Source organism: Ruegeria sp. BC6, assembly GCF_056539185.1.
The window spans coordinates 150,920-177,168 of the sequence record NZ_JBQFUM010000003.1 but is presented as its reverse complement, the minus strand read 5'-3'; the positions used below and the strand labels follow the sequence as shown (position 1 = coordinate 177,168).

Sequence of the window (26,249 nt, the reverse complement as noted above, 5' to 3'; positions counted from 1 at the left end):
TGGCACAGCGGCAAAAAACGTGCGATCAATAATTTGATCAAATTTCCAGAATTGCCTTGCCCCACGGGGGCCGCAGTGACAGAGTGCCCGAGAAAACCGACCGCGCGGTCGAATGAATGCGGATCAAGAGGACACGCCATGATCGAGAAACGCGACTTTTACATCAACGGCCAGTGGGTCGCCCCCAGCCAAGCCAGTGATTTCCATGTGATCGACCCCTCGACCGAGGAGCCCTGCACGGTGATCTCGCTGGGCGGTCAGGCCGATACCGACGCGGCCGTGGTGGCGGCCAAGGCGGCGCTGCCGGGCTGGATGGCCACCCCGGTCGAAGAGCGCATCGCTCTGGTAGAAAAGCTGATCGAGATCTACCCCACCCGCGCCGAGGATCTGGCACAGGCGATGTCGACGGAGATGGGCGCGCCGATCGACATGTCGCGCACCCAGCAGGTGGGCGCCGGGATATGGCACCTGAAGAATTTCATTCGAGCAGCCAAGAATTTCCAGTTCGAGCGCCCCCTGGGCAACCACGCCCCCAATGATCGGATCATCTACGAGGCGGTCGGCGTCGCCGCTCTGATCACCCCGTGGAACTGGCCGATGAACCAGATCACTCTCAAGGTAGGCGCGGCGGCCATCGCGGGCTGCACCATGGTTCTGAAACCGTCCGAGCAAAGCCCGCTGAACGCGATGATCTTTGCCGAGATGATGCACGAGGCGGGCTTCCCGCCGGGTGTCTTCAACCTGGTGAACGGCGACGGCGTGGGCGTGGGCTCGCAACTGTCGGGGCATCCGGACGTCGATATGGTCAGCTTCACCGGCTCGACCCGCGCGGGCACCGCGATTTCCAAAAACGCCGCCGATACGTTGAAGAAGGTGCATCTGGAACTGGGCGGCAAAGGCGCCAACGTGATCTTTGCCGATGCCGATGACAAGGCGGTCAAGCGCGGCGTGCTGCACATGATGAACAACACCGGCCAGAGTTGCAACGCGCCCAGCCGGATGCTGGTGCAGCGCCCGATCTATGACCAGGCGGTAGAAACCGCGGCCGAGGTGGCGGGCAAGGTCACCGTGGGGCCGGCGATGCAGGAAGGCCGCCATATCGGCCCCGTCGTCAACGAGCTGCAATGGACCAAGATCCAGGCCCTGATCCAGAAAGGCATCGACGAGGGTGCGCGCCTGGTCGCCGGCGGTCCCGGTCGCCCCGAAGGGTTCAACAAAGGCTATTTCGTGCGCCCCACCGTGTTTGCCGACGCCAACAACCAGATGACCATCGCGCGCGAGGAAATCTTTGGCCCGGTCCTGACGATGATCCCCTTCGATACCGAGGAAGAGGCCATCGAGATCGCCAATGACACGCCCTATGGCCTGACCAACTATGTCCAGACGCAGGACGGCGCCCGCGCCAACCGCATTGCGCGCAAGCTGCGCTCGGGCATGGTCGAGATGAACGGCCAGTCGCGCGCCGCCGGGTCGCCCTTTGGCGGCATGAAACAGTCCGGCAACGGGCGCGAAGGCGGTGTCTGGGGTCTGGAGGACTTCTTGGAGACCAAAGCCATCAGCGGCTGGACCCCGGAATAACCCCCGCACGGGACCGCACAAAATGCGGGGCAAGGAGCGGACCGGTGCCTTGCCCCGTTTGCGTCAGGCCGGGCGCACCACCAGCTGCGGCTCACCGTTCGACGTATGGCGGGCTGACCGACCGTCCCAGCTGATCTGACCGCTGACGCGCTGGCGGAAGGCCGAGAAGCTGTCAAAGGTCACCACGTCGACCGGGGTGTCGAACTGCAGCGTGATCCGCCGCTGCGCGCCGTCGCCCAGCATCGTCAGGCCGCGGATTTCCCCGGTGAAGGGCTGGCCCAGATAGGTCCCCCGCACGCGGTCTCCGACCTTCAGGTGCAGCCGGTTTCCGGCCATTGCGTGCAACGTGTTCCAGTCGCGCGCGCCGTGCTGATGGGCGATCATCTCAAGCGATTGCGCATGGCTGAGGGCCACGCCGGCGCCACGCAGTTTCTCGCGCAGGCGTTTGGCCTGCACTTTCAGCTCGCCCACGGGGGCGATGTTTCGGGTCTGTGTCATGTCTTGCCTCGTTTCCAAAACGGGCGCGAGTATTGGACGGGGCTCGCCTTGCCATCCGCGCGCCGGGAAAGGGCAACAGATGTGGTTTGAACCGGGTTTCACCAAAGCCAAAGGGCCGCGAGCGGCAGGATACCCGAACCTGCGCGCCTTGTGGCAGGCGCGCGGGCCTTAGTCAATCAGGCATCGGCCTGCGCCGCCTCATAGGCCAGCATGGCGCGTTTGACGGGCAACCCCCAGTGATAGCCGCCCAGACCCCCCGATTTGCGCAGCGCGCGGTGGCAGGGGATCAGCCAGCTGACCGGGTTGCGGCCCACCGCCGTACCCACCGCCCGCACCGCCTGCGGCGTGCCCACGGCCTGCGCGATCTGGGAATAGGTCGTCACCTGGCCCGAGGGGATCTGCATCAGCGCCTCCCACACCTTGATCTGCAAGGGTGAGCCGATCAGGTACAACGGCGTAGGCTCAAGCCGGTCGCTGGCCGCGCCAAAGGCCGACAGGACCCACGGGCGCAGGCGCATCGGATCCTCGACATAGTCAGCCAGGGGCCAGCGCGACAGCATGTCCTGCATCGCGGCCTCTTCGCCGGTCTCCGCGGCAAAGGCCATGCCGCAGATGCCCTTGGCCGTGCCCATTACCAGCGCCGGGCCAAAGGGGCTTTCGAACCAGCCCCAATAGATGGTCAGCCCGGCCCCCTTGCGGGCATATTCGCCGGGGCTCATCGCCTCCCATTTCAGGAACAGGTCGTGCAGGCGGCCGCTGCCGGACAGACCGACGCTGTGCGCGGTCTCCAGCGTGGTGAACCGCTCGCGCAGCAGCGCCTTGGCATGGCCGAGCGTCAAATATTGCTGGTAGCGTTTCGGCGACACGCCCGTCCAGCGCGAGAACAGGCGCTGGAAATGGGCGGGGCTCATGTCCATCTGGCGGGCCAGTTCTTCCAGCGACAGCGACTCACCGCCCTGGTCGATCAGATCGATCGCGCGCCGCATCACGTTGTAGTGGTACCCGGATTCGGATGTCTGGACGTTCATGGCATTCACCTTGCTGTGGCTTGTCCCATCCTAGCCGCGCCGGGCCCGACCGTGCGACCCGAAACTTGCGCATTGGCGGTGCAGCGGGCTTTGGGCTTGTCACCCGGCACCGCGGGCGGCATTAAGGCCCGGATGGCAAAGCAGCTTGATTATCACACGATCCGCGAGATCTTTACCCGGTTCCAGCAGGCCGACCCCGAACCCAAGGGCGAGCTTGAGCACGTGAACGTGTACACGCTTGTCGTCGCCGTGGCGCTGTCGGCGCAGGCGACCGATGCGGGCGTCAACAAGGCCACCCGCGCGCTGTTCAAGATCGCGGACACGCCGCAGAAGATGCTCGACCTCGGCGAAGAGGGGTTGATCGAGCACATCAAGACCATCGGCCTGTTCCGCCAGAAGGCCAAGAACGTCATCAAGATGTCGCGCATCCTGGTCGAGGACTACGGCGGCGAGGTGCCCAACTCGCGCGCCGCACTGCAGTCGCTGCCGGGCGTCGGGCGCAAGACCGCGAACGTGGTGCTGAACATGTGGTGGCGATACCCGGCGCAGGCGGTGGACACCCATATCTTTCGCGTCGGCAACCGCACGGGTATCTGCCCCGGCAAGGATGTGGATGCCGTGGAACGCGCCATCGAAGACAATATTCCCGTGGACTTTCAGCTTCACGCCCATCACTGGCTGATCCTGCACGGCCGGTACCACTGCAAGGCGCGCAAGCCGCAATGCGGCACCTGCCTGATCCGCGACCTGTGCCAATTCGAGGACAAGACCCTATGAAAACCTATCACCTGACCGGCATCGGCAACGCCGTTGTGGACGTCATCTCTCAGGCCGACGACAGCTTTCTCGAGATGATGGGAATCGAGAAGGGCATCATGCAGCTGATCGAACGCGAACGCGGCGAGGTGCTGTATGCGGCCATGGAAAACCGGGTGCAGACGCCGGGCGGGTCGGTGGCCAACACCATCGCGGGCGCAGGAGCGCTGGGTCTGGACGCGGCCTTCATCGGGCGGGTGCATGATGATGCGCTGGGCCGGTTCTATGCCGATGCGATGAACGAGGACGGCGTGGATTTCGTGAACCCGCCCGTGCCGGGGGGCGAGCTGCCGACCTCGCGCTCGATGATCTTCGTCTCGCCCGATGGCGAACGGTCGATGAACACCTATCTGGGGATTTCCTCGGAACTGTCCTCGACGGACGTGCCGGCCGAGGTGGCGGGCAACAGCCAGATCATGTTCCTCGAGGGGTATCTGTTCGACAAGGAGAAGGGCAAGACCGCCTTCCTCGAGGCTGCGCGCGACTGTCGCAACGGCGGCGGCAAGACCGGCATCGCCATCTCCGACCCGTTCTGCGTCGAGCGTCATCGCACCGATTTCCTGCTGCTGATCGAACACGAGCTGGATTTCGTGATCGGCAACGAGGCCGAGATCAAATCGCTGTTCGAGACCGACGATTTGGAAGAGGCGCTGCGGCGCACGGCTGCGATCTGCCCGCTGGTGGTCTGCACCCGCTCGGGCGACGGGGTGACGGTTCTGCATGACGGCATCCGCATCGACGTGCCGGTCGAGAAGGTGGTGCCGGTGGACGCCACCGGCGCGGGCGACCAGTTCGCCGCCGGATTCCTGTTCGGCATGGCGACGGGCCGCGACATGGAGACCTGCGCCCGCATCGGCAACGTCTGCGCCAGAGAAGTGATCAGCCATATCGGCCCGCGCCCCGAGGCGAACATGCTGGAACTGCTGCGGGACGAAGGGTTGGTTTGACGCGCGCAAGCGATTTGCCGCGTCGCAATGATGTTGGGACGAAGATTTTCGTGTGTTCGTAGTCCAGGACAGCGCTTGGGTTCAGGGAAAAATGAAGCCGCGCCGTGAAAAGTGAGCAAGGCAAGAAGCTCGAAGAACCAAGCCTTGCCAAAGCGACGCGACGCGACGCGCAGCGAACCGCGACCGAGCAATCGCTCAAAGAGCACCTCACAATTACCCCCCAAAGCAAGAGCCGCACCATCAAAACGCCCCTTGAGGGTGCAAAGCTGTTGGGCTAACTCACCCTTTACGTGAAAACCATTCCAAACCACGAGATGAAAAAATAGATGACAATCAACAAAAAACCGAAAGAACCGCTGATGTACAAGAATTTTGGGAACAATTCTATAGCCCGATTTTTTCGTATTTTGCTGCCATTTACGATATTAGTTGCATCGATCATTCTTTTTGCATTTCGAGAAACCGACAGCATATGGGATTGGGACGACCACCTCAGCGTTCTTGTGATACTTGCAGCACTCGTTGACCTATATTTTTCAGCGGCAGACTGGTACCACTATGGCGTCAAACGAACTGAGGAAGACGATAGGAATATTACCTACGTTCGGAATGCAATAGTGTTGCTACCAGGAGTTATCATTTTATTGTTTTTCATCGTCGGCCTCCCTCCTCTCCATAGGTGAAAAACTCCCAATCTGCCGGATACCCCTTGGAATATGCACCCATTGGTCTGCGGGCAGTGCCTATCGTTAGGCGGCGGTTACTTGATAACGATTCATTGTGTTCATTCACTGGTGTTTCGTTGTTTTCTGATAAGACAACCCCCGAACGCCTCCATCACCCTCTCGTAGAACTCGCGTTTGAAGGGCACGATCTCGGCGAACAGGCGGTCCGGGTCCTACCATGTCCAGCGGTTGAACTTGCGGCCGTTTCGATGTCGGTCTGATCGTCGCGGCCGGATACCAACGCGCTGGAGTTGTTGCGGGAGGAAGGGTTGGTTTGAGGTCAAACCTACCTTTTGGGTTCTTTCGCGATCACGGTGGTCAAGGTGCGTGTCGTTCAGCTTCGGGTGATTGCGATCGCTCCAAGAACCAAAGCGCAGGCTATGGCTTGGGGCGCCGTGATTGCTTCGCCAAAAGCAACAAATCCGACCACGAACATCGTGGGCAATTCTATGCTTCCAACGACCGCGGTTTGGGAGGCGCCGATAAACGGCGAGCAGATCGTGTAGATGAGCTGCGGCACAAGCGCCGTGACTAGGCCGATCCCGACGATCAAGATCCAGTCGGATTGCCCCTCCGGGAGCAGCTGTTGCACATCGGCACTCAGCATCAGCGGCAGGAGCCCAAGAACCGATCCCAAGGAAACCGAGGCGATACGCGCAAGCGGCGCGATGCGGGACAGCCTGTGGACCAAAACACAAATACCGAAACCAAAGCCGAACGGGGCCGCCAGTGCCACTAAAAGAGTAGGTATGTGTTGTGGGGACACGGATGCGGGCGAACCAGCAGTGATTGCCGCCAGAACGATAAGGCCAGAAGCAAGCAAGGCGCGCCGCGTGGGTGCATCAGAAAAAAGCGCCCAGGCAATGACCAATGTAACAACCGGATAGGTCATGTAGAGCACGCCCACGGTTGATGCGGGCAAGGCCTCCAACGCCGTTACGTATCCGATCCACCCAAGTCCCATCACGGCTCCTGCCGAAAGGCCCCAACAAATCTCGCGCCAAGCTTTTCGGTGCACGAGGAGAACGGGCAGCAGCAGAATTGCTGCGACGATGTAGCGGTAGAACGCGACGGCAAAGGGCGCGACGCCCTGCTGCGTTAGCCCTCTGCTGAAATAGGGCACCAGCCCAAAGCAGATCGACGCGAGAAGAACGCCTGCAACCGCAAGCGCATAGGGAATAGCCGGTCCGGTTTGTGTTGAGGTCTTTGCCATGAACAAGGCCTAGCACAGGTTCGCGAATTTCATAGCAGGGATCCATGGACTGGGCCCTTTGTCCGAAATGTGGAACCCGCTCGGCCGTGGTTTTGTTCACCCCAAATACTCCCGAAACGCCTCCATCACCCGCTCGTAGACCGCGCGCTTGAAAGGCACGATCTCGGTGATCAGGCGGTCGGGGTCCTGCCATTTCCAGCGGGTGAACTCGGGGTGGTCGGTCTCGATGTCGATCTGGTCCTCGGTTCCCAGAAACCGCAGCAGGAACCATTTCTGCTCCTGCCCGCGGAAGCGGCCCTTCCAGATCTTGGGCACGATGTCATGCGGCAGGTCGTAGGGCAGCCAGCCGTCGGTCTCGGCCACGATTTCCACGAGGTCGGGGGTGACGCCGATTTCCTCCTGCAACTCGCGCAGGGCCGCCGCGCGCGGAGATTCACCCTCGTCCACGCCGCCCTGGGGCATCTGCCAGGCGTCCTCGAACCGGTCGTTGCGCTGGCCGACGAAGATTTGGCCCTGATCGTTCATCAGCATCAGGCCCACGCAGGGGCGGTAGGGCAGTTTGGCGATCTGTTCTGGGGTCATGGGCGGGCCTCGTGATGTGGTTGGCCAAGCTGTAGCAACTGGCAAAGCGGCGGCAAAGGGGGTGACGTCAGGTTTCGCGTGACACCGGCGCGGTGCGGCGCGATTGTCGGCCCCGAATTGAGGGAGAGTTTCACGATGACTGCGTACCCGAACCTGCTGGCCCCGCTGGATCTGGGCTTTACCACGTTGAAGAACCGGGTCCTGATGGGCTCGATGCATACCGGGCTGGAGGAAACCGGAGACTGGAACCGGGTGGCCGAATTCTATGCCTCGCGCGCACGTGGTGGCGTGGCGCTGATGGTGACGGGTGGCATCGGGCCGAACCTCGAAGGCTCGGTCCTGCCCGGCGCTGCGATGATGGCCAGCGACAAGGATGTGGCCAATCATTCCGTCGTCACCGACCGGGTGCATCAGGCGGGTGGCAAGATCGCCATGCAGATCCTGCATGCGGGCCGCTATGCCTATGGCCCAAAATGCGTGGCGCCCAGCCCGGTGAAATCGCCGATCTCGCCCTTCCCCCCCAACGAGTTGGACGAAGAGGGCATCGAGAAGCAGATCAGCGACATCGTGAACGCCGCCGTGCTGGCCCAGAAGGCGGGCTATGACGGGGTCGAGATCATGGGGTCTGAGGGGTATTTCATCAACCAGTTCCTGGTGACCCATACCAACAAGCGCTCCGACCGCTGGGGCGGATCCTATGAGAACCGGATGCGCCTGCCGCTGGAAATCGTGCGCCGCACCCGCGAGGCGGTGGGCACCGATTTCATCATCATCTACCGCCTGTCGATGATCGACCTTGTGCCCAATGGCTCGACCCATGAAGAGGTGGTGCAACTGGCGCAAGCGGTTGAGAAGGCCGGGGCGACGATCATCAACACCGGCATCGGCTGGCACGAGGCTCGGATTCCCACAATCGCCACCAGCGTCCCACGCGCGGCCTTTGCCTGGGTGACGAAGAAACTGATGGGCAAGGTGGGGATTCCGGTCATCACCTCGAACCGGATCAACACGCCCGAAGTGGCCGAAGAAGTGCTGTCGACCGGCTGCGCCGACATGGTCTCGCTGGCGCGGCCGATGCTGGCGGATGCGGATTTCGTGGCCAAGGCGATGGCTGGCGAGTCGGCCAAGATCGCGCCCTGCATCGCCTGCAACCAGGCCTGCCTGGATCACACCTTCAGCGGCAAGTTGACCTCCTGCCTGGTGAACCCGCGCGCCTGCCACGAGACCGAGCTGGTGATCGAAAAGGCCGCCGCGCCCAAGCGCGTGGCCATCGTGGGCGCGGGTCCGGCGGGCCTGTCCACGGCGATGACGGCGGCGGAACGCGGCCATGACGTGACCGTGTTCGACAAGGCCGACGAGATCGGCGGCCAGCTGAACCTGGCCAAGCAGGTGCCGGGCAAGGAAGAGTTCTGGGGCTTGGTGGACTGGTATCGCACCATGCTCGACAGCCTTGGCGTCAAGGTGAAACTGGGCCGCGCGGTTGGCGCCGACGATCTGACCGGGTTCGACGAGGTGGTGATCGCCACCGGCGTCAACCCGCGCGACCCGCAGATCCCCGGCGAGGACCACGACAATGTCGTGAACTATATCGACGTGCTGCGCGACAAAGCCCCGGTGGGCAAATCGGTGGCCGTGATCGGCGCGGGCGGCATCGGCTTTGACGTCTCGGAATACCTGCTGGAGGAGGGCCATTCGCCCACCACAGACCTGCCCTTGTGGATGAAGGAATGGGGCGTCGCCGACCCTGAACAGCACCGCTCAGGCCTGGCGCCCGAAGGCCCCCAGCCCGAGGCGCCCAAGCGGCAGGTCACGCTGCTTCAACGCAAGAAGCAGGCGCATGGCAAGGGGCTGGGCAAGACCACCGGCTGGATCCACCGCGCGACGCTGAAGATGAAGGACGTGAACTTCGTGGGCGGCGTGAACTACGAGCGCATCGACGACGAGGGGCTGCATGTCTCATTCGGAGAAGAGCGCGCGGACCCGACGGTTATCAAAGCTGAAACGATTGTCCTTTGTGCCGGACAGGTGCCCGAGCGGTCGTTGGCCGATGCACTGATCGAACGCGGGATCACCCCGCATGTGATCGGCGGCGCGGATGTGGCCGCGGAACTGGATGCCAAGCGGGCGATCAACCAGGGCACGCGGCTGGCCGCTGCACTTTAGGGAAGACCCGTTCCGTCCACTGCCCCAAGGCGAGAACACCCAGACAAAAGAAAGCCACCCGAACGATGCCCGGGTGGCTTTTTTGAGGGTTGAGCCAATTCCCCGCCTTAAACGGAAAAAGTCAGACCTGTCTCGTCCTCGAACAGTACCAGGTATTCCTGGTAATCTCGAAAGGCGCGGCGCAGAAGAATTTGTGACGCTGGCTTCGCGCGCCAGGGCTTCTTGCCCCCGATATAGTGCCACATCTTCGGGTTTCGGCTTGCCTGTTTCAGTTGGTCTCGAAATTCGGCAGAGGTATGCCGGAATTTCGGACTGTGCGCGTCGTACCAAATCTGCGGCCGCGTGTTCCATTGCTGAGGGAGTCTGAGCCACTGGCCGGCGAAAATCTGATTCATCCGATCCTGCTCGGGCAGGTCGTGGATATGCGGGATCAGCTTGTCGAAATTGCCCAGCTCCTTGCCCGCGGGTGAATTCCGGATCGCTTCGCAATCCATCAGAAGGATGCCCGCGTTGAAATAGTTCTCGCCGGGCAGAAAGCCCAACCGGATGCTGCGCAAAACGCGTGTGACCGACTTTTGGTGTTCGTGCCCCGGTCTCAGAACACTCTGCAGGGATGGGCGCAGAAAGCGGCCTTCGCCCAACGTGACCAATCCCATGTCGACACAGGCCCCGATCCCGTGGCCACTCATGTCGAGCTCCTGCAACTCGCAGACATCGCCCAGCACAAGAGTGTCGGCGTCAATGAACAGACACCGGCCCGAAAAGAATTCGGGCAGAAACAACGGCAGCAGCGTGATTTTCGGGTATTTCGTCTTGAACTCTGAAAACCGGCCGAGCGTTTCGGACTGGAACTCCCGGTAACAAACCGTGCCGTTGTCGACCGCACGATCCAGCTGGTCGACGGCTGCGATGTCTTGTGCGGTAAAATCCTGACCGAAAACGGTAACGTCAACAGGCCGGCTGGCGTTCTTGACCACGGAATAGGCCGACAACAATGCGGGATACAGAAAGTTCCGGTCGACCCCAAAAACAACGTTCATTCAAATACCATGGCTCCGCTCCCGATCGGGATCGTGTATAGGCGAGGCAAGCACATGTAATCAAACCGAAACCGTCCCGCCGCTGTCGGCGGGTTGGTCCCGGCGCAGCGGTTGGTCGGTTCGGGTTACTCCACGCTGATCGTTATCACCTCGGAAACGATCGGCGTCGCGTGAGGCACATGACCCGCATCGCCCAGCACCAGTTGCAACGTGTGCGTCCCGGGGGCAAGCTCCAACGTGACTTCGGTCTGACCACCGCCAAAGTGCAGGTGGTTGTCATCAGCCGGCAGTCCATAGGCCAGTTCATCGGCCCCGTCCTCACCCTGACCCAATGGGGGGCGATCGATCAGCAAATGGTGATGGCCGGTGTTTTCCTTTTCCGTCCCGGCTGGCGCAACGCCCATACCGCGGAGGCCAAAGACCACCGTCACCGGCGACGTTACCGTGTCGCCGTCCGACAGGTTGACGAAATAGACCTCAGCGTCCGGGTTCGATGGCGTCTCCCCTCCGGCCCAGGCCAAGGGGGCAAACAGGCAAAAAATAGTTGCTAGAATGGCTTTCATGATCTCCTCCCTGGTCACAAAAATGCCATTCTGACTTTAGCACGTTGCGAGAAATTACCAGAAAAGAACACGCAAACAGGGGGCGGATGCAGGAGAGAAACCACTGTTTCCGCGTTTCCGAAGCGCAAACGATCCGATTCAAAACCCTGATATTATCCCATGTCTGCCCAGTTTCCGCCCAGATTGGAGGCGATGGTCGGTCAACGAACAGACGACCTGGGGAACGAGAATGGACCGACTGACAGAAATGGAGGCCTTCGCCAACGTGGTGGACCAAGGTGGTTTCACCGACGCGGCCAAAAAGATGGGCATTTCCAAATCAGCCGTGTCAAAGCACGTGTCGAGCTTGGAGGCCCGCTTGGGCGCGCGTTTGCTGAACCGCACGACGCGCCGCGTGTCGCCGACCGAGATCGGGCTGGCCTATTACGACCGCGCACGCCGCGTGCTGAATGATGCAGGCGAAGCCGACGCGCTGGTGACGTCGATGCAATCGGCGCCTTCGGGTCTGCTGCGCATCAGTGTGGCCACTGATTTCGGGGTGAACCACCTGTCACCCGTTCTTTCGGGTTTCCTGGCGGCCTATCCCGACATCACCGTGAACATGGTCTTGAACAATCGCTATGTCGAACTGATTTCCGAAGGGTTCGACGTGGCCGTGCGTATCGGCGAACTGGAAGACAGCACCCTGCGCGCGCGCAAGCTGACCGAAACGGTCAAACGCATGGTTGCGGCCCCCAGCTATATCGAGAAGTTCGGGCGCCCGGCAAAGATCGATGACCTCAACGAACACAAGCTGCTGCATTACTCCAGCCAGTCCTCGGGCAACGTCTGGAAGTTGACCGCGCCCTCGGGCGAAAAGAGGCAGGTGCGCACGGCCGGTTGGCTGAGCGTGAACGACGGTCAATCCCTGTTGAACGCGGCTATCTCGGGCCTCGGAATCGCTTACCTGCCCAGCTATCTCTACGCGGACGCGCTGAAATCCGGCCAGGTGGTCGACGCAATGCCGTCGCTGCCGGACGAGGTTCAGGGCGTTTATGCGGTGTACCCGCCGGGCCGTTTCACCCAGCCCAAGGTGCGGGCGTTCATTGATTTCCTTGTCGAGTCCTTTGCCGAAAAAGGTCCGATGGATTGGTAAGACCTCCCTGTGAAGACTGACCGGCCCGCGCAAATTGCGCGGGCTTTTTTTATGGTCAGTTCAACAGCAGAACAGCCTCGACCCGGCGGTTCTGTTCGCGCCCTTCCGGGGTGGCGTTGGAAACGATCGGGGCGAGGTAGCCGACGCCCTGCGCCTGCACGCGGTCTTCGGCCACTCCATGTGCCTCGATCAATCGCGCACGGACAGCCTGAGCGCGGCGCGTGCTGACCTCGATATTGGCCTGCAGGTCGCCGGTGTCGTCGGTGTGCCCAACCAGCGCCAGCCGCGCGCCGGGGGTCTCGGCCAGGTAGCCAGCCAGCAGGCCCAGCGACTCGAATGGCCCGGCCCCCAAGGCGACCTCGCCCGTCTCAAAGCTGAGATCGCCGAGTATCACGTGTCCATCCCGTACAAGGCTGGCAACCAGCCCGTCGCCGCCAATCACCGTTTCCTCGACCACCAGCGGCGGTGGGGTCTTACCCTTCGGAGTGACGCGGATCATCTGCACATACCCGTCGGGCTGGTTTCGGCTGATCAGCAAGGTCAGGGCTTCGGCTCCGCGAGTGGCTGACAGAAATCGATAATCATTGATTGCGACATACATGTCGGGCGTCGGCACCACCTCGGTTCCAAAGCGGAAGTCGAACCCACCGCAAGTGCGGGCCTCACATTCAAAAGTGATCTCGAAACCCTGCGCCCTGAGCTGATCCCGCAGCGGGTCGAGGATTTGCAGCGTCGTGCTGGATCCGGCCTGCAACCGCCATGTGGTGCGCTCGATCCGGCCTTCGACCGTGCGCGCGGGAACGGCGTTGTCTGCAAACGGGCCGGTCGGCAATTGGTAGCTGTCCAAGGGGCTGACGCGCTGGCTGATTTGTCGGGCGCTCGCCGGCAGCGACAGGTCCTGCGCCGCCACCGGACCCGCGATCAGACAGAAAAGAAGGACAGCAAATCGGGTCATCGAAACTGCGCGTGATACTCGTCATTGGGCACCATCGCCGTGGCACTGGCGACCCGGTTGGACATGTTGAAGAAGCCCGCAACGTTTGCGATGTCCCAGATATCGCGGTCGGTGAACCCCGCATCACGCAGGCGCTGGCGGTCCGGTTCCTCGATCTCGGCACTGGCGGTGGTCATCTTTGCGGCGAAGTCCAACATCGCGCGCTGGCGGGCATCCAGCGGCGCCACACGGTAGTTCATCACCAGCATTTCACCCAGCTTGGGATCACCTGACAGCTGCCGCACGGCGGCACCATGGGCCACCAGGCAATAGAAGCACCGATTGATCGACGAAACCACGACCGCGATCATCTCACGTTCCAGCTTGCTGAGCCCGCTGTCCGCCAGCATCAGGTCATTGTACATGCCCGTGAACGCGTTCAGCTTGTCGATGTCAAAGGCGTTTGCCTTCAGTACGTTCGGGACCATGCCCAGCTTCTCGACGCAGATATCGAAGTATTTCTGAGTCTCGGGCGGCAGCGGATCCACCATTGGCAGGTCAAGCGCGGTGGGCATGTCTCGATCGGTCACGTCTGTCTCCTCTCAGACCAGCTGGCGATAGTGATACTCTCCGACGTGTTCCATCCCGAGAGAGTGGTAGAGTGCGTTGGCGCCGGTATTGGCCTTGGTGCAGATCACGCTAAGGGTATGCGCGCCATTGTCCAGCGCCCAAAAGGCCGCGGCGCGCATTGCCCATTGGCCCAGCCCCTGCCGGCGGTGGGCGGGTACGATCTCAAGCGCGTGCAGCATGGCGATACCATCATGTATGGCGACATAAGCGGTGCCGGCCGGTTGATCGCGGTGACGCAGCAACAGTCCGGTTTTCGGACCTGTTGCCCGTTCCATCACGGCCAGCCGGGCAGGCCCGATGCCACCTTGGGCCCAGATTTCGCGCATGATTGCCAACGGCTCCCACAGGCAGAACACCGTGACCGGCGGGACCGGCTGGTCCGTCAGCTGTGAGACCGGGCAGGCATAGATGTTGACCGGGTCCAGGACCTTGTATCCGCGTTGCGCCAGTATTTCGTCCAGGTCCGCGTCGTGGGGGCGCAGGCAGAAGATTCGCTTTTGGCCCATCGCAAGCATGACCGCCTCGGCCGCCTCGATGTCGGTCGCTGTGACCGGGCCGGCACGGCTGGCCGCCGATACGCGTGATCCACCGCCCTGCCCTTCGCGCAGCAGAAACGGACCCAATTGCTCATACCGTGCGGCGGGCCAGGTGCCATCGACCACTGCCGCCCAGTCTACCGTCACAGGCCAAGCTCCTTGGCCAGTCGCGTCGTGACCGCATCGATACGCGACCCGTCAGTGCCCCGAACAACCACGTTGGCCCCGAAGACGCCGTTGATCTGGAACGGGTAACACCCGATCGACACGTCGCCGAATTCCTCGGCCACGGCGGCCAGGGTCGCAGCGATGTCACCTTCTCCCCGGTTGACCCGCAAGGTCTGAGACAACAACGGTTTTCCTCCGGTCAGGGTGGGCAGAACGCTGGCCACCATCGCCTGGAAGACCAATGGGACGCCGGCCATCACATGGACATTACCCATAGTGAACCCTGGCGCGGTGGAAACCGGGTTGTCGATCAGCGTTGCCCCGTCAGGGATGCGCGCCATGCGCAGGCGCGCTTCGTTCAGCTCCAGCCCCGATTGGTCGTAGTGCGCCTGCAGCAGGGCGCGGGCATCGTCTCGCACATCGATTTGCGCCCCGAACGCGCGGGCGATGCAATCGGCGGTGATGTCGTCATGGGTGGGGCCGATGCCCCCGCTGGTGAACACATGGTCATAGCCCTGCGACAGCGCCGTGACGGCGGCCTCGATCGCCGGTGCCTCGTCGCTGACGATGCGGACCTCTTTCAGATCGATGCCGTGTTTGGTCAGCTCCTGCGCCAGATAATGCATGTTGGCGTCGCGGGTTCGGCCGGACAGGATTTCATCCCCGATCACCAGCATTGCAGCGGTTGGGTTGGGCATGGCACGCTCTCCTCTTGATCGACCTTTGCGGCAGGTATAGGCCCGGAACCATGCGCTTTCAAACCCCTCTTGTGCCCGCCCGCCTGATCCGCCGCTATAAACGCTTTCTGGCCGACTGCAGGCTTGAGGACGGGCGCGAGGTGACGGCCCATTGCGCCAATCCGGGTTCGATGATGGGTCTGGCCGAACCGGGCGAAAAGATCTGGCTTGAGCCTAATGAATACCCGAAGAAAAAGCTCAAATACGGCTGGCGGCTGGTCGATCATGAAAACGGCCATTTCACCGGGGTCGATACTTCGGTGCCCAACCGGGCCTTGCGCGCTGCGCTCCAAGCCCGGGAGATCCCCGCATTTGCCGCCTATGAAACCGTGCGGCCCGAGGTCAGATACGGCCAGAACAGCCGCATCGACTTTTTGCTTTCGCAACCCGGGCTGCCCGACGCCTATGTCGAGGTCAAAAGCGTGACCCTGTCGCGCGAACCGGGGCTGGCCGAGTTTCCCGACAGCGTCACCGCGCGGGGCACCAAGCATCTGGGGGAACTGGCCGAAATGGCCGCGCAAGGGCACCGGGCCATCCTGCTCTACCTGGTTCAGCGCACGGATTGCCGCAATTTCGCATTGGCCGCCGATATCGACCCGGCCTATGCGGCAGCGTTTTCGACTGCCCGGGCCAATGGGGTTGAACACTTGGTCTGTGGTACGCGCATTTCACCGGATGGCGTCTGGGTTCAGCCGCAGGCGACGATTTCCAGCGACTGAAGGCCGGTCGATTTCCGCCGCGTGGCGATTCAATCGGGGACGACGGCGTCGACCTCGATTTCAACCAACCATTCGGGATTTACGAACCGGTTGATCGCCATGATCGTGTCCACGGGTCGCGCGTCCAGACAGTACAGCTTGCGGGCCTCGATCGCCTGCTTCCAATTGTCGATATCGGTCAGGATCACGCGGGTTCGGACGATGTCCTGCAAACCCGATCCGGCACGCTCCAGCGCATCCTTGATGATCTCAAAGCATTGTTTGGTCTGCAAATAGACGTCCCCGACCCCGACTGTCTTGCCTTGCGCATCGACCGGGGCAGTCCCCCCGACCGCGATGAAATTTCCCACCCGGACGGCGCGGCTGAAGCCGACGACCGCCTCCATGGGGTTTCCATTCGATATCAGTTCCCGTTTCTGCGACATTCATCCGGCTCCTCTCTTCCCGACCAAATGAGTCTGTGTACATTCATTTGGCCCCAAATCCGGGCATCGGTCGAGGCCTTTTGACGCCGGGCCGGACCACCCGCGCAAAACGCGGCAACGTCCCTTGACGTTTCGCCCCCCGCATCCAAATTCAGATCAGGGCAGGCACCCGCGTCCCTGCGCCCTCTGGTACTTTCTGCACAAGCAGCGTAGAAAGGATGCTGCGCAGAATTTTTTGGAGCCCCGCACGAATGAAAGAGCATCGTGGCCGTCTGACGAAGGACGGTATCCGCATCTACGAACAGGCTGACTTTGCCGGCATGCACGCGGCAGGGGCTCTGGCGGCGCGCATCCTGGATGATATTGCCGAGCATGTCTTTCCCGGCCAGACCACTGGCGAGATCGACCGGATCATCACCCAGATGGTCGAGGACGCCGGCGCGAAATCGGCCACCATCGGTTACAAAGGCTATCAGCACGCCAGCTGCATCAGCGTGAACCACGTGGTCTGCCACGGGATTCCCGGGGACAAGAAGCTCAAGGATGGCGACATCCTGAATATCGACGTGACCGTGATCGTCGACGGCTGGTTCGGCGACACGTCGCGCATGTATGTGGCCGGAAAGCTGCCGCGCAAGGCCGAGCGGCTGATCCAGGTGACCCACGACGCCCTGTTCAAAGGCATTGAGATGGTCAAGCCGGGCAATACCTTCGGTGACATTGGCCACGCGATCCAGTCTTACGTCGAAGCCCACCGCATGAGCGTGGTGCGCGATTTCTGCGGGCACGGGCTGGGCCGCGTGTTCCACGCGCCGCCCAACGTGTTGCACTATGGCCGCCCCGGCACCGGCGCGGTTCTGGAAGAGGGCATGTTCTTCACCATCGAGCCGATGGTGAACCTGGGCCGCCCTGAGACCAAGACGCTGGCCGATGACTGGACCGCCGTGACCCGCGACAAGTCGCTGTCGGCGCAGTTCGAGCATTCGGTGGGTGTGACGGCGGACGGGGTCGAGATCTTTACCCTGTCACCGGGCGGGAAGTTCCACCCGACCTACTCCTCTTGATCGGCGGCCTGATCGCGTAGAAGCTTCAGCAGCAGGGTGTCCGGGCCCCAAGGCGTCACTGCGTCCTGAATGAAGACGGGTGCGGGCCGAGGCTGTGGCTCGGGTCCTGAGGTGGCCTGCGCCTCGAACCGGGTGGGCCAGAGCGGGCGTGAAAGTGCGCGATCCATGACCGCAGTCTAGCACAGGCCGGTCAATGACCCAAAAGCCGCGGCACATCCCTCATGTCACGGATGACTTCGGCCCCAAGCCCGGCCAGGCGCGCGCCGTCATCATGCGGCGCATAAGCAAGGCACCTCATCTGGGCCCGGATCGCGGCGGTCACACCGTTCGCACTGTCCTCGAGGACGACCGGCGACTTTGCACCGAAATGTTGGGCCGCGGTCTGGAACAACCCCGGCTCGGGCTTGGCGCTGCCGACCTCATGGGCCGAGAAGATCGCGCCCTGGAACCTGTCCCACAGCCCGTTCTGGCCCAAGGTGGTCTGCATCTTCTCGCGCCGCCCGTTCGAGGCCACACAGAATGGAATGCGCTGTTCGTCCAGATGGCGCAGCAACTCGGGGATTCCCGGAATCACGGGAACACCCGCGCGCAGCACATCATAGATCTGCGCATAGATCTGCTCGGTCCAGTCATCGGGCAGGTCAGCGCCCATCTTGCGAACCGAGTCCCGGACGCCCGACATGGTGCCGCCCACGAACATCGACATGCAGTCCTGCAGCGACAGGTTCAGCCCATACCCGGCCAGGTTGTCGACCATCACTTGGTTGGAGATCGTTTCACTGTCGACCAAGACACCGTCGCAATCAAAGATTACCAGATCATGCATGCGTTCCGTCCCGCCACATCAGAGAGACATGGGTGTCGCCGTATTTGCGCGCATCGTGCAGCGTAAAGCCTTCGGGCGGGGCCATCGGGGCGTTCTCTTCCCAGACCACCAGCGTGTCATCGGCCAGCCAGCCGCCCTTGAGTGCCGCCACCAGCGCCTTTTGCCCCATTCCCTTGCCATAGGGCGGGTCGAGAAAGATCAGGTCGAACGGCGCTTCGGGATTATCGCCCAGCCGCGTCGCGTCGCGGCGGATCAGGGCGGTGCGGTCGGCGCTGCGGGTCAGGTCGATATTCTTGCGGATCAGCCCCTGCGCCACCCGCCCGTCATCGACGAAGGTGACATGCGCCGCGCGGCGTGACAGCGCCTCGAGCCCCAGCGCGCCGGTGCCGGCGAACAGGTCCAGCACCCGCAGCCCGTCGAAATCGATCAGGTGGTTCAGCACATTGAACAGGCTTTCGCGCACCCGGTCGGTGGTGGGGCGCAGATGCGCGCCTGCATCCCCCTTGCCGACCGAGGCCAGCGCCCGGCCCCGGAAGTCTCCGGCGATGATCCTCACGCCTTGAGCAGCGGTTTCAGATCCGCTGCGGGGTCGGCCACCACCGCCGGATCCGCGGTTTTCCCTGCGTCGATCAGGCGCTTGCCGACCATATAGGCGCGCGGGTCGTTCATCGCATCCACGGCCAGCAGCTGATCGCCCTGGTAATACCAGAACGAGGTGGTCGCTCCCTCGCCCGGACGGGTTACGACGTGGTCATAACCCATGTTCAGCCCGGCGATCTGCAGCTTCACGTCATACTGGTCCGACCAGAACCAGGGCGTGGCCACGTAATCCTTGCCCGCGCCCAGCATGTTCTGCGCCACCACCTCGGCCTGGTCGATGGCGTTGGGCACGCTTTCCAGACGGATTCGCCGGCCCTTGTAGGGGAACGAGGCGCAATCGCCCGCCGCCCAGATATCGGCGGCAGAGGTGCGGCCCTGCACATCGGTTTTGATACCGTTTTCGATGGCAAGCCCGGCCGCTTCGGCCAGTTCGGTGGCCGGAGCGATGCCCACGCCGACCACCACGAAATCGACCTCGAGTTCGGTCCCGTCGCCCAGCACCGCGCCGGTGACCTTGCCATTCTCGCCGGTGATCCGGTCCAGCCCTACGCCTTCGCGGATGTCCACGCCATGCGCGCTGTGCAGTGCGCGGAAATAGTCGCTGGTCTCGGGGGCCGCGACACGCTGCAGGATGCGGTCAGCCATCTCGACCAGCGTCACCTGCACGCCGCGTTTGGCGCAGACCGCCGCGGCCTCGAGCCCGATATAACCGCCGCCCACGATCAGCGCCCGCGCGCCTTGGGTGACGGCGGGGGCCATCGTGTCCACATCGGCCAGCGTGCGCACCACATGCACGGCCGCCAGGTCTCCGCCGATCGCGGCAGGCAGGCGGCGCGGATGCGAGCCGGTGGTCAGGGCAAGCTGGTCGTAGGATATCACCTCACCGCTTATGGTCACGGTCTTGGCCGCCGGGTCGATCGCGCCCACCTGCTGGCCCAGACGCAGGGTGATATCGTTCTCGGCATAGAAACTTTCGGGGCGCAGGTAGAGCCGTTCAAGCTCCATCTCGCCCAGCAGATACGCCTTGGACAGCGGCGGGCGCTGATAGGGCAGCACGGGTTCCGCCCCGATCAGGGTGATCGCCCCGTCAAACCCGCCTTTGCGCAGCCCGGCCACCAGTGATGACCCCGCCTGCCCGGCTCCGATCACGACGATATGGCTCATCTGGTCCGCCCCCTGTCAATTTCCCGTGGCTTGTGCCACCCGCCCACCTATATTGCGGCAAGGAGCGAGTTTGCAATTTCAATCGACAGGAGCATGAAGATGATTTCAACCGGCGACACCCTGCCCGAAGCAACCCTGATCCAGATGGGCGCTGACGGACCGGAAGAGGTGCGGGTCTCCAGCAAGGTCAAGGGCCGCAAGGTGGTGATCTTTGCCGTGCCCGGCGCGTTCACCCCCACCTGCCACTCGGCCCATGTGCCCAGCTTCATGCGCACCAAGGACCAGTTTGCGGCCAAAGGCGTGGACGAGATCATCTGCGTGTCGGTCAACGACCCCTTCGTGATGAAGGCCTGGGGCGAGGCCACGGGCGCAACTGCGGCCGGACTGACCATGCTGGCCGATCCGGCCTCGGAATTCACCAAGGCGATCGGCATGGATTTCGACGCCCCGCCAGCCGGCCTGATCGCGCGCTCCAAGCGCTATGCGATGCTGGTCGAAGACGGCAAGGTCGTGGCGCTGAACCTGGAGGAAAGCCCCGGCGCCTGCGAGATTTCGGCTGGCGAAGGCTTGCTCGAAGTCATCTGACAGGACGGCCCCGGTGCGCACCGGGGCCATGCCACAGATCACGTTGGATGAAGGCCAATTAACTTGGCCCGCACCCCCGGAATGTGCCAGTGTTCCTGCATGGGAACCGGGAGCTCATTCATGAAAAGATTTCTAGCAGTCATTACTTTGGGCGGCGCGGGGCTGTTGACCGCGTGCGGGCCTGCGCCAACACCGCAGCAACAGGCTGCGCGCCAGCACGAGATCGCCTGTCTTGGCGGCACCCTGGGCGGCGCGTTGATCGGCGGCGCCATCGGCAACCAGTTCGGCGGTGGGTCGGGCAAGGATATTCTGACCGCAGCCGGCGCCGTGGCCGGCGGGGTCGAAGGCCAGAGATTCGCATGCTGAGGAGCGCCAGGATGAAACACTCGGTTCTATTGATGACGGCCCTGATGATGGCAGCACCTGCCGCCGCAGACAGCGTGGCCGAACTGAATGAGCGCGAATTGAACGCGATCGACGCCAACAACGACGGTTTCCTGTCGCGCGACGAATTTGATGCCTTTTCGGATTACGCCTATCAGGAAATGGACGATGACAAGAACGGCACACTCGGTCTGGACGAGGCCAAGCCGTTCATGGATATCAAGATGTTCCAGAAGATTGACCGCAATCGCGACAACTCTATCTCTCGGTCAGAGTATGACTCGCAGATGAATGACGATTTCCTGTCTGCGGACAAAGACCGGAACGGTCAGTTGGATTGAGGCCCGGCGCCCCGGCACGGCTGACCCTGTGACCAATAGGAGCGCAGGCATGAGAGTATTTTGTTGGCTTGGCGCGGTCGTTCTGCTGGCAGCGTGCGACGTCCCGCAGGCGCCGGTCGTGACCGGGCCGGACGGGCAAGCGCGCATTCAGATCAATACGGCTGGCCTTACCTGCTATCAGACGCGTTGTCTGGACATCAATCCGGCTGCGCGCAGCGTACGGATGATGGGCAACCGCACCGCCGGGATCCCGCGCGACATCGACGTGAGCGACGGCACCGTGACCCCGGCCGAGTTCCGCCGTTTGGGCGAGGTAGCGATGCTGGCTGGGGGCATGGGGTCGCGGGGCGACCGCGGCTAAAGCAGGCTGTCCATCTTGCGCGCAAGCTTGGCGTCCTGAGACGACAGGCCGCCCACGTCATGAGTGGTCAGCACCACCTCGACCGTGCGGTAGACGTTGGACCATTCGGGATGGTGGTTCCATTTTTCCGCAAAGATCGACACTTTGGTCATCCAGCCGAAGGCATCGACAAAATCGTCGAAGATAAAGGTCTTGGTGATCGCGTCACGATCCTTGACCATGGTCCAGCCGTTCTTGAACAGCGGATCCAGCAGCGGGCCACGGGTCTCGGTCGACAGAAGTTCGCTCATTGCTGTTCCTCCGGGTTGGCTTTTCTGAACGGGCCATAGTCCGTCAGAATTTCGATCTCTTCCCCCACCGCGCGGGCCTCGGCCTCGAGATACCGCGCGACGGCGTCGGCAAAACCGGGATCGGCGATCCAGTGCAGGCTGTGCGTGCGCGTGGGCAGATAACCCCGCGCCAGCTTGTGCTCTCCCTGCGCGCCGGCTTCGACGCGGTCCAGACCATGCGCGATGGCAAAGTCGATCGCCCTATAGTAGCACAGTTCGAAATGTAGGCAGGGGTGATGTTCGTTGCAGCCCCAATAGCGCCCGAACAAGGTCTCGCGCCCGATGAAGTTCAGCGCGCCGGCCACCGGGTATCCGCCCCGCTCGGCCAGCACCAGCGCCACGTCATCGGCCATGGTTTCGTGAACGATGTCAAAGAATTGCCGCGTCAGATAGGGCGAGCCCCACTTGCGCGCGCCGGTGTCCTGATAGAACTCCCAGAACGCGTCCCAGTGTTCGGGGCGCAGATCGGCACCGGTCAGGGTGCGGATCTCGCCGCCAAAGGCATTGGCCTCCGCCCGTTCCTTGCGGATGTTCTTGCGTTTGCGCGAAGACAGCGCGGCGAGGAAATCGTCGAAATCGGCATAGCCGTCGTTCAGCCAGTGAAACTGCTGCGAGTCGCGCGCCAGCAGGCCCATCCGCTGCCCGGCCAGCGCCTCGTCCTGGGTGCAGAAGGTAACGTGAAGCGACGACAGGCGGTTGTCGGCGGCCAGTTGCACCGCCCCCTGCACCAGCGCCGACATGGCGATCCCGTCATAGCCGGGCCGTGTCAGGAACCGCCGCCCGGTCGCCGGGGTGAAGGGCACAGCGATCTGCAATTTGGGGTAATACCGCCCGCCCGCGTTTTCATAGGCATGGGCCCAGCTGTGATCGAAGATGTATTCGCCCTGGCTGTGCGACTTGGCAAACATCGGCGCGGCCCCGATCAGCAGGCCGTCCAGATAGGCGGTCAGGTATTGCGGCTGCCAGCCGGTGCCCCGCCCGACCGAGCCGCTGTCTTCCAGCGCGCGCAGGAACCGGTGCGTGGTGAACGGGTCCAGCGGGCGGGTGCCGTCGGCGGCCTCGGGGCAGGCGCAACTGTCCCATTCGGCCGCCGGGATCTGATCCAGCGCCGACAGAACCCGTATCTCGATCTGTGACTGGTCCATGTGCCCTCCTGCGTCCCCTGAACTATCTGTGACGCCAGCAGCCGGGTTCAACCCGGAATGGCGGCCAGATAGTTCTCGAAGGTCACGTTGTCGGCCACCTTTCGCGCCTCGGCCTCCTGTTCGGCCGAGCGCACCGTCCAGCACAGGATCGGCACGCCTTGCGCCTTCAACTCGGCCACGCGGGGGCGGGCCAGGTCCTGCACCTCGTGGCTGATGAAGCTGGCGCCAACCCGGTTGAAATCGGGGATGTCGCGCAGGTGGTCGCAGACCTCGGCCGGCAGATGCTCGACTTCGGGCTTGTAGGAACAGGTCGTCAGCCCACGCGGAATCTCCGGCGCCAGCCGGGCCAGCTCGGCCACGGAGTTGGGGTTGAACGACATCAGCGCGACCGGACCGTCATAGGACTTCAGCAGCGCGACCGCATCCCGTTCCAGCCGCCCGTCCACAGGCCCCATCGCACCGTGCTGATCCTTGAACTCGATCAGCAACGGCACGCGGCCCGCCACCAGTTGCAGAACTTCCTCAAGCGAGGGGATACCCTCGTCCCCGTGCAGCAGCGGAAGGTCCGCGGCCTCGGCCCGGGTGATCTGCTGAATGGCGCCCGGCCGCCCGGTCAGGCGCGTCAGATCATAGTCGTGGAACACCATGGCATGGCCGTCCGACGTCAACTGCAGGTCAATCTCGATCCCGTAGCCCGCAGCAATGGCGGCCCGGATGGCCGCCCGGCTGTTTTCTGGGCGGTTCTGGCGGATGTCATGCAACGCCCGATGTGCGATCGGCGCGCCCATGAACACACGAGGCAGAGACGATGTCATTGGATCTCGAAAATCCCTTCGATCTCGACGGCCACGCCCAACGGCAGCGACGCGGCGCTGACGGCCGAGCGCGAATGGCGGCCCGCATCGCCCAGCGCCTCGACCAGGAAGTCCGATGCGCCGTTGATCACCTGCGGCTGGTCGGTGAAATCGGCGGTCGAGTTCACGAATCCGGTCAGCTTGATCACCCGCACCAGCTTGTCGATGTCACCACCACAGGCCGCCTTGACCTGGGCCAGCAGGTTGATGGCACAGACCCGCGCCGCCGCCGCACCGGCAGCGACATCCATATCGGCGCCCAGCTTGCCGGTGATCAACGCATCGTCCTTCGAGATCTGACCCGACACATAGACGATGTTGCCCACCCGCACGAACGGGACGTAGTTGGCTGCCGGTGCGGGGGCGTCCGGCAGGGTCACGCCCAGGGATTCCAGTTTGGCTACGATGCTCATGTGATTGTCCTCAACTTCATGTGACTTTGGCGGACGCTAACCGGGAACACCGCCTACGGAAAGCCGGAAACCGGCAATTTCGCATTTGCCCGCGATTTGGGCAGGTCTCCACTCATGCGGATGTGTTGAATGCAGGCCACTTTACCCGGGTCCGGCGCGCGGGTTAAACGCTAGGAGTTTCCTTTCGGGTGCGAAACGACTATGTGCCGTTGAATTGGTCCGTTGTGCCAACGAGAAAACGTATTGATTGAGTGTCCGGCTGGATTACATCCGGACGATCGGGAGTAACCAAGACCGTGTCCAACCGGATCCGTTTCAAGCACATCGTCGCAGTGTCGCTGTTCGCGGTTCTGTCGGCCTGCGCGTCCCAGCCCCAGGACGCAGCGGCCCGCGGCGAGGTCTTCGACCCCTACGAAAACGCAAATCGCGGCATTCACAAGTTCAATCTGGGCGTCGACCGATTCCTGTTCCGCCCGGCCTCGAAAGGCTATGTGAAAATCGTACCCGACCCGATGGTCACCAGCTTCAACAACTTCGCTGAAAACATCTCGTTGCCCGGACAGGCCGTCGACTATCTGCTGCAGGGCAATCTGAAACAGTCGGGCAACGCCCTGCTGCGGTTCGTGATCAACTCGACCGTGGGCGGGTTCGGTCTGTCCAAACCGGCGGATGAGTTGAATCTGCCGCCGGTTGATACCGATTTCGGCGAAACGCTTCATGTCTGGGGCTTCGGCGAAGGGGCTTATGTCGAACTGCCGTTCTATGGCCCCTCGACGACCCGGGATGCGGTCGGCGTTGTGGTCAACCTGTTCTCGAACCCGATCAACTTCTCGCCGACGCGACCGGCCGACAACCTGGGCGTCTATGCCGAGGTGGTACGGCGGATGGGCGATCGGGGCAGATTCTCGGACACGGTCGACTCGATTCTGTACGAAAGCGCAGACAGTTACGCTCAGGCCCGTCTGATCTATTTGCAAAACCGCCGGTTCGAACTGGCAAGGGACGATGAGGATGCCTATCTGGGTCTGTATTCCGATCCCTACGCCGATACCGGCACCGACCCGGTCAGGGACCCATACCTTGACCCTTACGAGGACCCATATGAGGACCCCTATGCTGAATAACGCCATGAACCGCCGTACCTTTGCCGCCACCGCCCTGGCCGGGCTGGCCGTGGCTGGCCTTCCGCAGCAGACCCTGGCGTTGACCGAGGCCAGCGCCACGCAACTGGTCAATAGCGTCGTTGCCGACATCACGCGCGTGATCGAGTCGGGCAAATCCGAAAGCGCCATGCTGCGCGATTTCGAAAAGATCTTCGTGCAGTATGCCGACGTTCCGATCATGGCGCGCTATGCGCTGGGCGCCGACGCCCGCAGCGCCAGCAATGCCCAGATGCGCGAATTCACCAAGGCTTTCCAGGGGTATATCTCGCGCAAATACGGTCGACGCTTCCGCGAATTCATCGGGGGTGAGGTCACCGTCAAGAATGCCCGCAAGATCAAGGCCGGCTACGAGGTGCGCAGCAGCGTCAAGCTGCGCGGCGAAGCGCCGTTCGAGGTGACCTTCCTGGTGTCGGACAAATCGGGTCGCGACAAGTTCTACAACATGTTCATCGAAGGGGTGAACCTGCTGCTGACAGAGCGGACCGAGATCGGCGCCATGCTGGATGCGCGCAAAGGCAACCTGGATCAGCTGATCAATGACCTGAAAAAGACCGGCTGAACCAACCGGTCAGAGTGATGATGA

33 protein-coding genes are annotated in these 26,249 nt (G+C 62.6%); 14 read left to right on the top strand and 19 right to left on the bottom strand.

From position 1 onward, the window contains the following. Positions 1–138: 138 nt before the first annotated feature. Entirely contained in the window at positions 139–1,578 is a 1,440-nt protein-coding gene (locus ACR0MM_RS11435; protein WP_480696226.1) for an aldehyde dehydrogenase family protein, read from the top strand. Between the two features lie 63 nt (positions 1,579–1,641). Here the strand turns inward: ACR0MM_RS11435 and ACR0MM_RS11430 are convergent, their stop codons facing one another. Together ACR0MM_RS11430 and ACR0MM_RS11425 are read right to left on the bottom strand one after the other, a co-directional pair. Next, positions 1,642–2,076: a glyoxalase superfamily protein gene (locus tag ACR0MM_RS11430; RefSeq protein ID WP_480696224.1), complete on the bottom strand. Its 435-nt coding sequence runs from the start codon at positions 2,074–2,076 to the stop codon at positions 1,642–1,644. Positions 2,077–2,252: 176 nt separating this feature from the next. Beyond that, the gene (locus ACR0MM_RS11425) at positions 2,253–3,104 is read right to left on the bottom strand and encodes a bifunctional helix-turn-helix domain-containing protein/methylated-DNA--[protein]-cysteine S-methyltransferase (protein ID WP_005980227.1); all 852 of its coding nucleotides are present in this window, start codon (positions 3,102–3,104) and stop codon (positions 2,253–2,255) included. A 132-nt stretch (positions 3,105–3,236) separates the two neighbouring features. Between ACR0MM_RS11425 and nth the strand changes: the two genes are divergently transcribed. From nth to ACR0MM_RS11410, 3 genes are all read left to right on the top strand, one after another. After that, positions 3,237–3,881 carry an endonuclease III gene (nth, locus tag ACR0MM_RS11420; RefSeq protein ID WP_170360575.1) on the top strand — a complete coding sequence of 215 codons (645 nt, stop codon included), beginning with the start codon at positions 3,237–3,239 and terminating at the stop codon, positions 3,879–3,881. Continuing rightward, a complete protein-coding gene (locus ACR0MM_RS11415; RefSeq protein ID WP_170341979.1) occupies positions 3,878–4,867 on the top strand; it encodes an adenosine kinase in 990 nt (329 codons plus the stop codon). The genes nth and ACR0MM_RS11415 overlap by 4 nt, the downstream gene beginning before the upstream one ends. Positions 4,868–5,193: 326 nt before the next feature. Then, positions 5,194–5,550 (top strand): hypothetical protein, encoded by a 357-nt coding sequence (locus ACR0MM_RS11410; protein WP_480696222.1) that lies wholly within the window; start codon positions 5,194–5,196, stop codon positions 5,548–5,550. A 376-nt stretch (positions 5,551–5,926) separates the two neighbouring features. On the opposite strand, the gene ACR0MM_RS11405 is transcribed toward ACR0MM_RS11410, so the two are convergent. Continuing rightward, entirely contained in the window at positions 5,927–6,805 is an 879-nt protein-coding gene (locus ACR0MM_RS11405) for a DMT family transporter (protein WP_480696220.1), read from the bottom strand. A gap of 96 nt (positions 6,806–6,901) precedes the next feature. Beyond that, positions 6,902–7,387, bottom strand: a complete 486-nt coding sequence (locus ACR0MM_RS11400; protein WP_480696218.1) for an RNA pyrophosphohydrolase — start codon at positions 7,385–7,387, stop codon at positions 6,902–6,904. Positions 7,388–7,522: 135 nt separating this feature from the next. Here ACR0MM_RS11400 and ACR0MM_RS11395 point away from each other — a divergent pair, with 135 nt between their 5' ends. Next, positions 7,523–9,550: an FAD-dependent oxidoreductase gene (locus ACR0MM_RS11395; RefSeq protein ID WP_480696216.1), complete on the top strand. Its 2,028-nt coding sequence runs from the start codon at positions 7,523–7,525 to the stop codon at positions 9,548–9,550. 107 nt (positions 9,551–9,657) lie between these two features. Here ACR0MM_RS11395 and ACR0MM_RS11390 read toward each other — a convergent pair whose 3' ends face one another. Further along, positions 9,658–10,590, bottom strand: a complete 933-nt coding sequence (locus ACR0MM_RS11390; RefSeq protein ID WP_480696214.1) for a glycosyltransferase family 8 protein — start codon at positions 10,588–10,590, stop codon at positions 9,658–9,660. Positions 10,591–10,715: 125 nt separating this feature from the next. Further along, a complete protein-coding gene (locus ACR0MM_RS11385; RefSeq protein WP_480696212.1) occupies positions 10,716–11,153 on the bottom strand; it encodes a DUF4399 domain-containing protein in 438 nt (145 codons plus the stop codon). Between the two features lie 229 nt (positions 11,154–11,382). Between ACR0MM_RS11385 and ACR0MM_RS11380 the strand changes: the two genes are divergently transcribed. Beyond that, positions 11,383–12,288, top strand: coding sequence for a LysR family transcriptional regulator (locus tag ACR0MM_RS11380; protein ID WP_093964122.1), 906 nt, complete (start codon positions 11,383–11,385; stop codon positions 12,286–12,288). Positions 12,289–12,343: 55 nt separating this feature from the next. Here ACR0MM_RS11380 and ACR0MM_RS11375 read toward each other — a convergent pair whose 3' ends face one another. The 4 genes from ACR0MM_RS11375 to ACR0MM_RS11360 are packed head-to-tail and all read right to left on the bottom strand — an operon-like array spanning position 12,344 to position 15,254. Continuing rightward, positions 12,344–13,243 (bottom strand): OmpA family protein, encoded by a 900-nt coding sequence (locus ACR0MM_RS11375; RefSeq protein WP_170433801.1) that lies wholly within the window; start codon positions 13,241–13,243, stop codon positions 12,344–12,346. Continuing rightward, complete coding sequence (locus tag ACR0MM_RS11370) at positions 13,240–13,812, bottom strand: peroxidase-related enzyme (protein WP_170360556.1); 573 nt, start codon at positions 13,810–13,812, stop codon at positions 13,240–13,242. The genes ACR0MM_RS11375 and ACR0MM_RS11370 overlap by 4 nt, the downstream gene beginning before the upstream one ends. Positions 13,813–13,824: 12 nt before the next feature. After that, on the bottom strand, positions 13,825–14,535 hold the full coding sequence (locus ACR0MM_RS11365; RefSeq protein ID WP_480696210.1) for a GNAT family N-acetyltransferase: 711 nt from the start codon (positions 14,533–14,535) through the stop codon (positions 13,825–13,827). After that, positions 14,532–15,254, bottom strand: coding sequence for a competence/damage-inducible protein A (locus ACR0MM_RS11360; RefSeq protein WP_480696208.1), 723 nt, complete (start codon positions 15,252–15,254; stop codon positions 14,532–14,534). The genes ACR0MM_RS11365 and ACR0MM_RS11360 overlap by 4 nt, the downstream gene beginning before the upstream one ends. Before the next feature lie 50 nt (positions 15,255–15,304). On the opposite strand from ACR0MM_RS11360, the gene sfsA reads away from it, so the two are divergent. Beyond that, on the top strand, positions 15,305–16,012 hold the full coding sequence (gene sfsA / locus ACR0MM_RS11355; RefSeq protein ID WP_480696206.1) for a DNA/RNA nuclease SfsA: 708 nt from the start codon (positions 15,305–15,307) through the stop codon (positions 16,010–16,012). 29 nt (positions 16,013–16,041) lie between these two features. On the opposite strand, the gene ACR0MM_RS11350 is transcribed toward sfsA, so the two are convergent. Further along, positions 16,042–16,437, bottom strand: coding sequence for a RidA family protein (locus ACR0MM_RS11350; RefSeq protein WP_170364684.1), 396 nt, complete (start codon positions 16,435–16,437; stop codon positions 16,042–16,044). 251 nt (positions 16,438–16,688) lie between these two features. Here ACR0MM_RS11350 and map point away from each other — a divergent pair, with 251 nt between their 5' ends. After that, entirely contained in the window at positions 16,689–17,501 is an 813-nt protein-coding gene (map, locus tag ACR0MM_RS11345; RefSeq protein WP_170360548.1) for a type I methionyl aminopeptidase, read from the top strand. On the opposite strand, the gene ACR0MM_RS11340 is transcribed toward map, so the two are convergent. The 4 genes from ACR0MM_RS11340 to ACR0MM_RS11325 are packed head-to-tail and all read right to left on the bottom strand — an operon-like array spanning position 17,489 to position 20,091. After that, the gene (locus ACR0MM_RS11340) at positions 17,489–17,668 is read right to left on the bottom strand and encodes a hypothetical protein (RefSeq protein WP_170444070.1); all 180 of its coding nucleotides are present in this window, start codon (positions 17,666–17,668) and stop codon (positions 17,489–17,491) included. The two genes, map and ACR0MM_RS11340, sit on opposite strands and share 13 nt — an antisense overlap. Positions 17,669–17,691: 23 nt before the next feature. Next, positions 17,692–18,327: an HAD family hydrolase gene (locus ACR0MM_RS11335; protein WP_480696203.1), complete on the bottom strand. Its 636-nt coding sequence runs from the start codon at positions 18,325–18,327 to the stop codon at positions 17,692–17,694. Further along, entirely contained in the window at positions 18,320–18,883 is a 564-nt protein-coding gene (rsmD, locus tag ACR0MM_RS11330; RefSeq protein WP_480696201.1) for a 16S rRNA (guanine(966)-N(2))-methyltransferase RsmD, read from the bottom strand. The genes ACR0MM_RS11335 and rsmD overlap by 8 nt, the downstream gene beginning before the upstream one ends. After that, positions 18,880–20,091: an NAD(P)/FAD-dependent oxidoreductase gene (locus ACR0MM_RS11325; protein WP_260063708.1), complete on the bottom strand. Its 1,212-nt coding sequence runs from the start codon at positions 20,089–20,091 to the stop codon at positions 18,880–18,882. Before ACR0MM_RS11325 ends, rsmD begins: the two co-directional genes overlap by 4 nt. Positions 20,092–20,190: 99 nt before the next feature. On the opposite strand from ACR0MM_RS11325, the gene ACR0MM_RS11320 reads away from it, so the two are divergent. The 4 genes from ACR0MM_RS11320 to ACR0MM_RS11305 all read left to right on the top strand — a co-directional run bounded on the left by ACR0MM_RS11320 (position 20,191) and on the right by ACR0MM_RS11305 (position 21,762). Next, entirely contained in the window at positions 20,191–20,676 is a 486-nt protein-coding gene (locus ACR0MM_RS11320; RefSeq protein ID WP_170360950.1) for a peroxiredoxin, read from the top strand. Positions 20,677–20,796: 120 nt separating this feature from the next. Beyond that, positions 20,797–21,042: a glycine zipper 2TM domain-containing protein gene (locus ACR0MM_RS11315; RefSeq protein WP_093964393.1), complete on the top strand. Its 246-nt coding sequence runs from the start codon at positions 20,797–20,799 to the stop codon at positions 21,040–21,042. Positions 21,043–21,053: 11 nt separating this feature from the next. Beyond that, complete coding sequence (locus tag ACR0MM_RS11310; RefSeq protein ID WP_170360535.1) at positions 21,054–21,401, top strand: EF-hand domain-containing protein; 348 nt, start codon at positions 21,054–21,056, stop codon at positions 21,399–21,401. Between the two features lie 49 nt (positions 21,402–21,450). Next, positions 21,451–21,762: a hypothetical protein gene (locus tag ACR0MM_RS11305; protein WP_480696199.1), complete on the top strand. Its 312-nt coding sequence runs from the start codon at positions 21,451–21,453 to the stop codon at positions 21,760–21,762. Here ACR0MM_RS11305 and ACR0MM_RS11300 read toward each other — a convergent pair. From ACR0MM_RS11300 to ACR0MM_RS11285, 4 genes are read right to left on the bottom strand one after another with little or no spacing between them, the layout of a single operon-like run. Then, positions 21,759–22,052, bottom strand: coding sequence for a 4a-hydroxytetrahydrobiopterin dehydratase (locus ACR0MM_RS11300; protein ID WP_170341049.1), 294 nt, complete (start codon positions 22,050–22,052; stop codon positions 21,759–21,761). The two genes, ACR0MM_RS11305 and ACR0MM_RS11300, sit on opposite strands and share 4 nt — an antisense overlap. Beyond that, positions 22,049–23,236: a GNAT family N-acetyltransferase gene (locus ACR0MM_RS11295; protein ID WP_170370271.1), complete on the bottom strand. Its 1,188-nt coding sequence runs from the start codon at positions 23,234–23,236 to the stop codon at positions 22,049–22,051. Before ACR0MM_RS11295 ends, ACR0MM_RS11300 begins: the two co-directional genes overlap by 4 nt. Positions 23,237–23,283: 47 nt before the next feature. After that, positions 23,284–24,051, bottom strand: a complete 768-nt coding sequence (locus tag ACR0MM_RS11290; RefSeq protein WP_480696197.1) for a glycerophosphodiester phosphodiesterase family protein — start codon at positions 24,049–24,051, stop codon at positions 23,284–23,286. Then, a complete protein-coding gene (locus ACR0MM_RS11285; RefSeq protein WP_480696195.1) occupies positions 24,048–24,503 on the bottom strand; it encodes a RidA family protein in 456 nt (151 codons plus the stop codon). The genes ACR0MM_RS11290 and ACR0MM_RS11285 overlap by 4 nt, the downstream gene beginning before the upstream one ends. Positions 24,504–24,799: 296 nt before the next feature. Between ACR0MM_RS11285 and ACR0MM_RS11280 the strand changes: the two genes are divergently transcribed. Both ACR0MM_RS11280 and ACR0MM_RS11275 read left to right on the top strand, forming a co-directional pair. Beyond that, entirely contained in the window at positions 24,800–25,627 is an 828-nt protein-coding gene (locus ACR0MM_RS11280; protein ID WP_170341043.1) for an MlaA family lipoprotein, read from the top strand. Further along, positions 25,617–26,225: an MlaC/ttg2D family ABC transporter substrate-binding protein gene (locus ACR0MM_RS11275; protein ID WP_170341935.1), complete on the top strand. Its 609-nt coding sequence runs from the start codon at positions 25,617–25,619 to the stop codon at positions 26,223–26,225. The genes ACR0MM_RS11280 and ACR0MM_RS11275 overlap by 11 nt, the downstream gene beginning before the upstream one ends. Positions 26,226–26,249: the final 24 nt, after the last annotated feature.

Coding starts and splice junctions, on each gene's coding strand:
- ACR0MM_RS11300 (WP_170341049.1), bottom strand. CDS start 22,052: ATGAGCGAACTTCTGTCGACCGAGACCCGTGGCCCGCTGCTGGATCCG.
- ACR0MM_RS11410 (WP_480696222.1), top strand. CDS start 5,194: ATGACAATCAACAAAAAACCGAAAGAACCGCTGATGTACAAGAATTTT.
- ACR0MM_RS11295 (WP_170370271.1), bottom strand. CDS start 23,236: ATGGACCAGTCACAGATCGAGATACGGGTTCTGTCGGCGCTGGATCAG.
- ACR0MM_RS11335 (WP_480696203.1), bottom strand. CDS start 18,327: ATGCATGATCTGGTAATCTTTGATTGCGACGGTGTCTTGGTCGACAGT.
- ACR0MM_RS11285 (WP_480696195.1), bottom strand. CDS start 24,503: ATGAGCATCGTAGCCAAACTGGAATCCCTGGGCGTGACCCTGCCGGAC.
- ACR0MM_RS11340 (WP_170444070.1), bottom strand. CDS start 17,668: ATGGATCGCGCACTTTCACGCCCGCTCTGGCCCACCCGGTTCGAGGCG.
- ACR0MM_RS11390 (WP_480696214.1), bottom strand. CDS start 10,590: ATGAACGTTGTTTTTGGGGTCGACCGGAACTTTCTGTATCCCGCATTG.
- ACR0MM_RS11275 (WP_170341935.1), top strand. CDS start 25,617: ATGCTGAATAACGCCATGAACCGCCGTACCTTTGCCGCCACCGCCCTG.
- ACR0MM_RS11385 (WP_480696212.1), bottom strand. CDS start 11,153: ATGAAAGCCATTCTAGCAACTATTTTTTGCCTGTTTGCCCCCTTGGCC.
- ACR0MM_RS11415 (WP_170341979.1), top strand. CDS start 3,878: ATGAAAACCTATCACCTGACCGGCATCGGCAACGCCGTTGTGGACGTC.
- nth (WP_170360575.1), top strand. CDS start 3,237: ATGGCAAAGCAGCTTGATTATCACACGATCCGCGAGATCTTTACCCGG.
- ACR0MM_RS11430 (WP_480696224.1), bottom strand. CDS start 2,076: ATGACACAGACCCGAAACATCGCCCCCGTGGGCGAGCTGAAAGTGCAG.
- ACR0MM_RS11395 (WP_480696216.1), top strand. CDS start 7,523: ATGACTGCGTACCCGAACCTGCTGGCCCCGCTGGATCTGGGCTTTACC.
- map (WP_170360548.1), top strand. CDS start 16,689: ATGAAAGAGCATCGTGGCCGTCTGACGAAGGACGGTATCCGCATCTAC.
- ACR0MM_RS11290 (WP_480696197.1), bottom strand. CDS start 24,051: ATGACATCGTCTCTGCCTCGTGTGTTCATGGGCGCGCCGATCGCACAT.
- ACR0MM_RS11315 (WP_093964393.1), top strand. CDS start 20,797: ATGAAAAGATTTCTAGCAGTCATTACTTTGGGCGGCGCGGGGCTGTTG.
- ACR0MM_RS11400 (WP_480696218.1), bottom strand. CDS start 7,387: ATGACCCCAGAACAGATCGCCAAACTGCCCTACCGCCCCTGCGTGGGC.
- ACR0MM_RS11405 (WP_480696220.1), bottom strand. CDS start 6,805: ATGGCAAAGACCTCAACACAAACCGGACCGGCTATTCCCTATGCGCTT.
- ACR0MM_RS11380 (WP_093964122.1), top strand. CDS start 11,383: ATGGACCGACTGACAGAAATGGAGGCCTTCGCCAACGTGGTGGACCAA.
- ACR0MM_RS11425 (WP_005980227.1), bottom strand. CDS start 3,104: ATGAACGTCCAGACATCCGAATCCGGGTACCACTACAACGTGATGCGG.
- ACR0MM_RS11435 (WP_480696226.1), top strand. CDS start 139: ATGATCGAGAAACGCGACTTTTACATCAACGGCCAGTGGGTCGCCCCC.
- ACR0MM_RS11350 (WP_170364684.1), bottom strand. CDS start 16,437: ATGTCGCAGAAACGGGAACTGATATCGAATGGAAACCCCATGGAGGCG.
- ACR0MM_RS11325 (WP_260063708.1), bottom strand. CDS start 20,091: ATGAGCCATATCGTCGTGATCGGAGCCGGGCAGGCGGGGTCATCACTG.
- ACR0MM_RS11360 (WP_480696208.1), bottom strand. CDS start 15,254: ATGCCCAACCCAACCGCTGCAATGCTGGTGATCGGGGATGAAATCCTG.
- ACR0MM_RS11375 (WP_170433801.1), bottom strand. CDS start 13,243: ATGACCCGATTTGCTGTCCTTCTTTTCTGTCTGATCGCGGGTCCGGTG.
- ACR0MM_RS11310 (WP_170360535.1), top strand. CDS start 21,054: ATGAAACACTCGGTTCTATTGATGACGGCCCTGATGATGGCAGCACCT.
- ACR0MM_RS11320 (WP_170360950.1), top strand. CDS start 20,191: ATGATTTCAACCGGCGACACCCTGCCCGAAGCAACCCTGATCCAGATG.
- sfsA (WP_480696206.1), top strand. CDS start 15,305: ATGCGCTTTCAAACCCCTCTTGTGCCCGCCCGCCTGATCCGCCGCTAT.
- ACR0MM_RS11305 (WP_480696199.1), top strand. CDS start 21,451: ATGAGAGTATTTTGTTGGCTTGGCGCGGTCGTTCTGCTGGCAGCGTGC.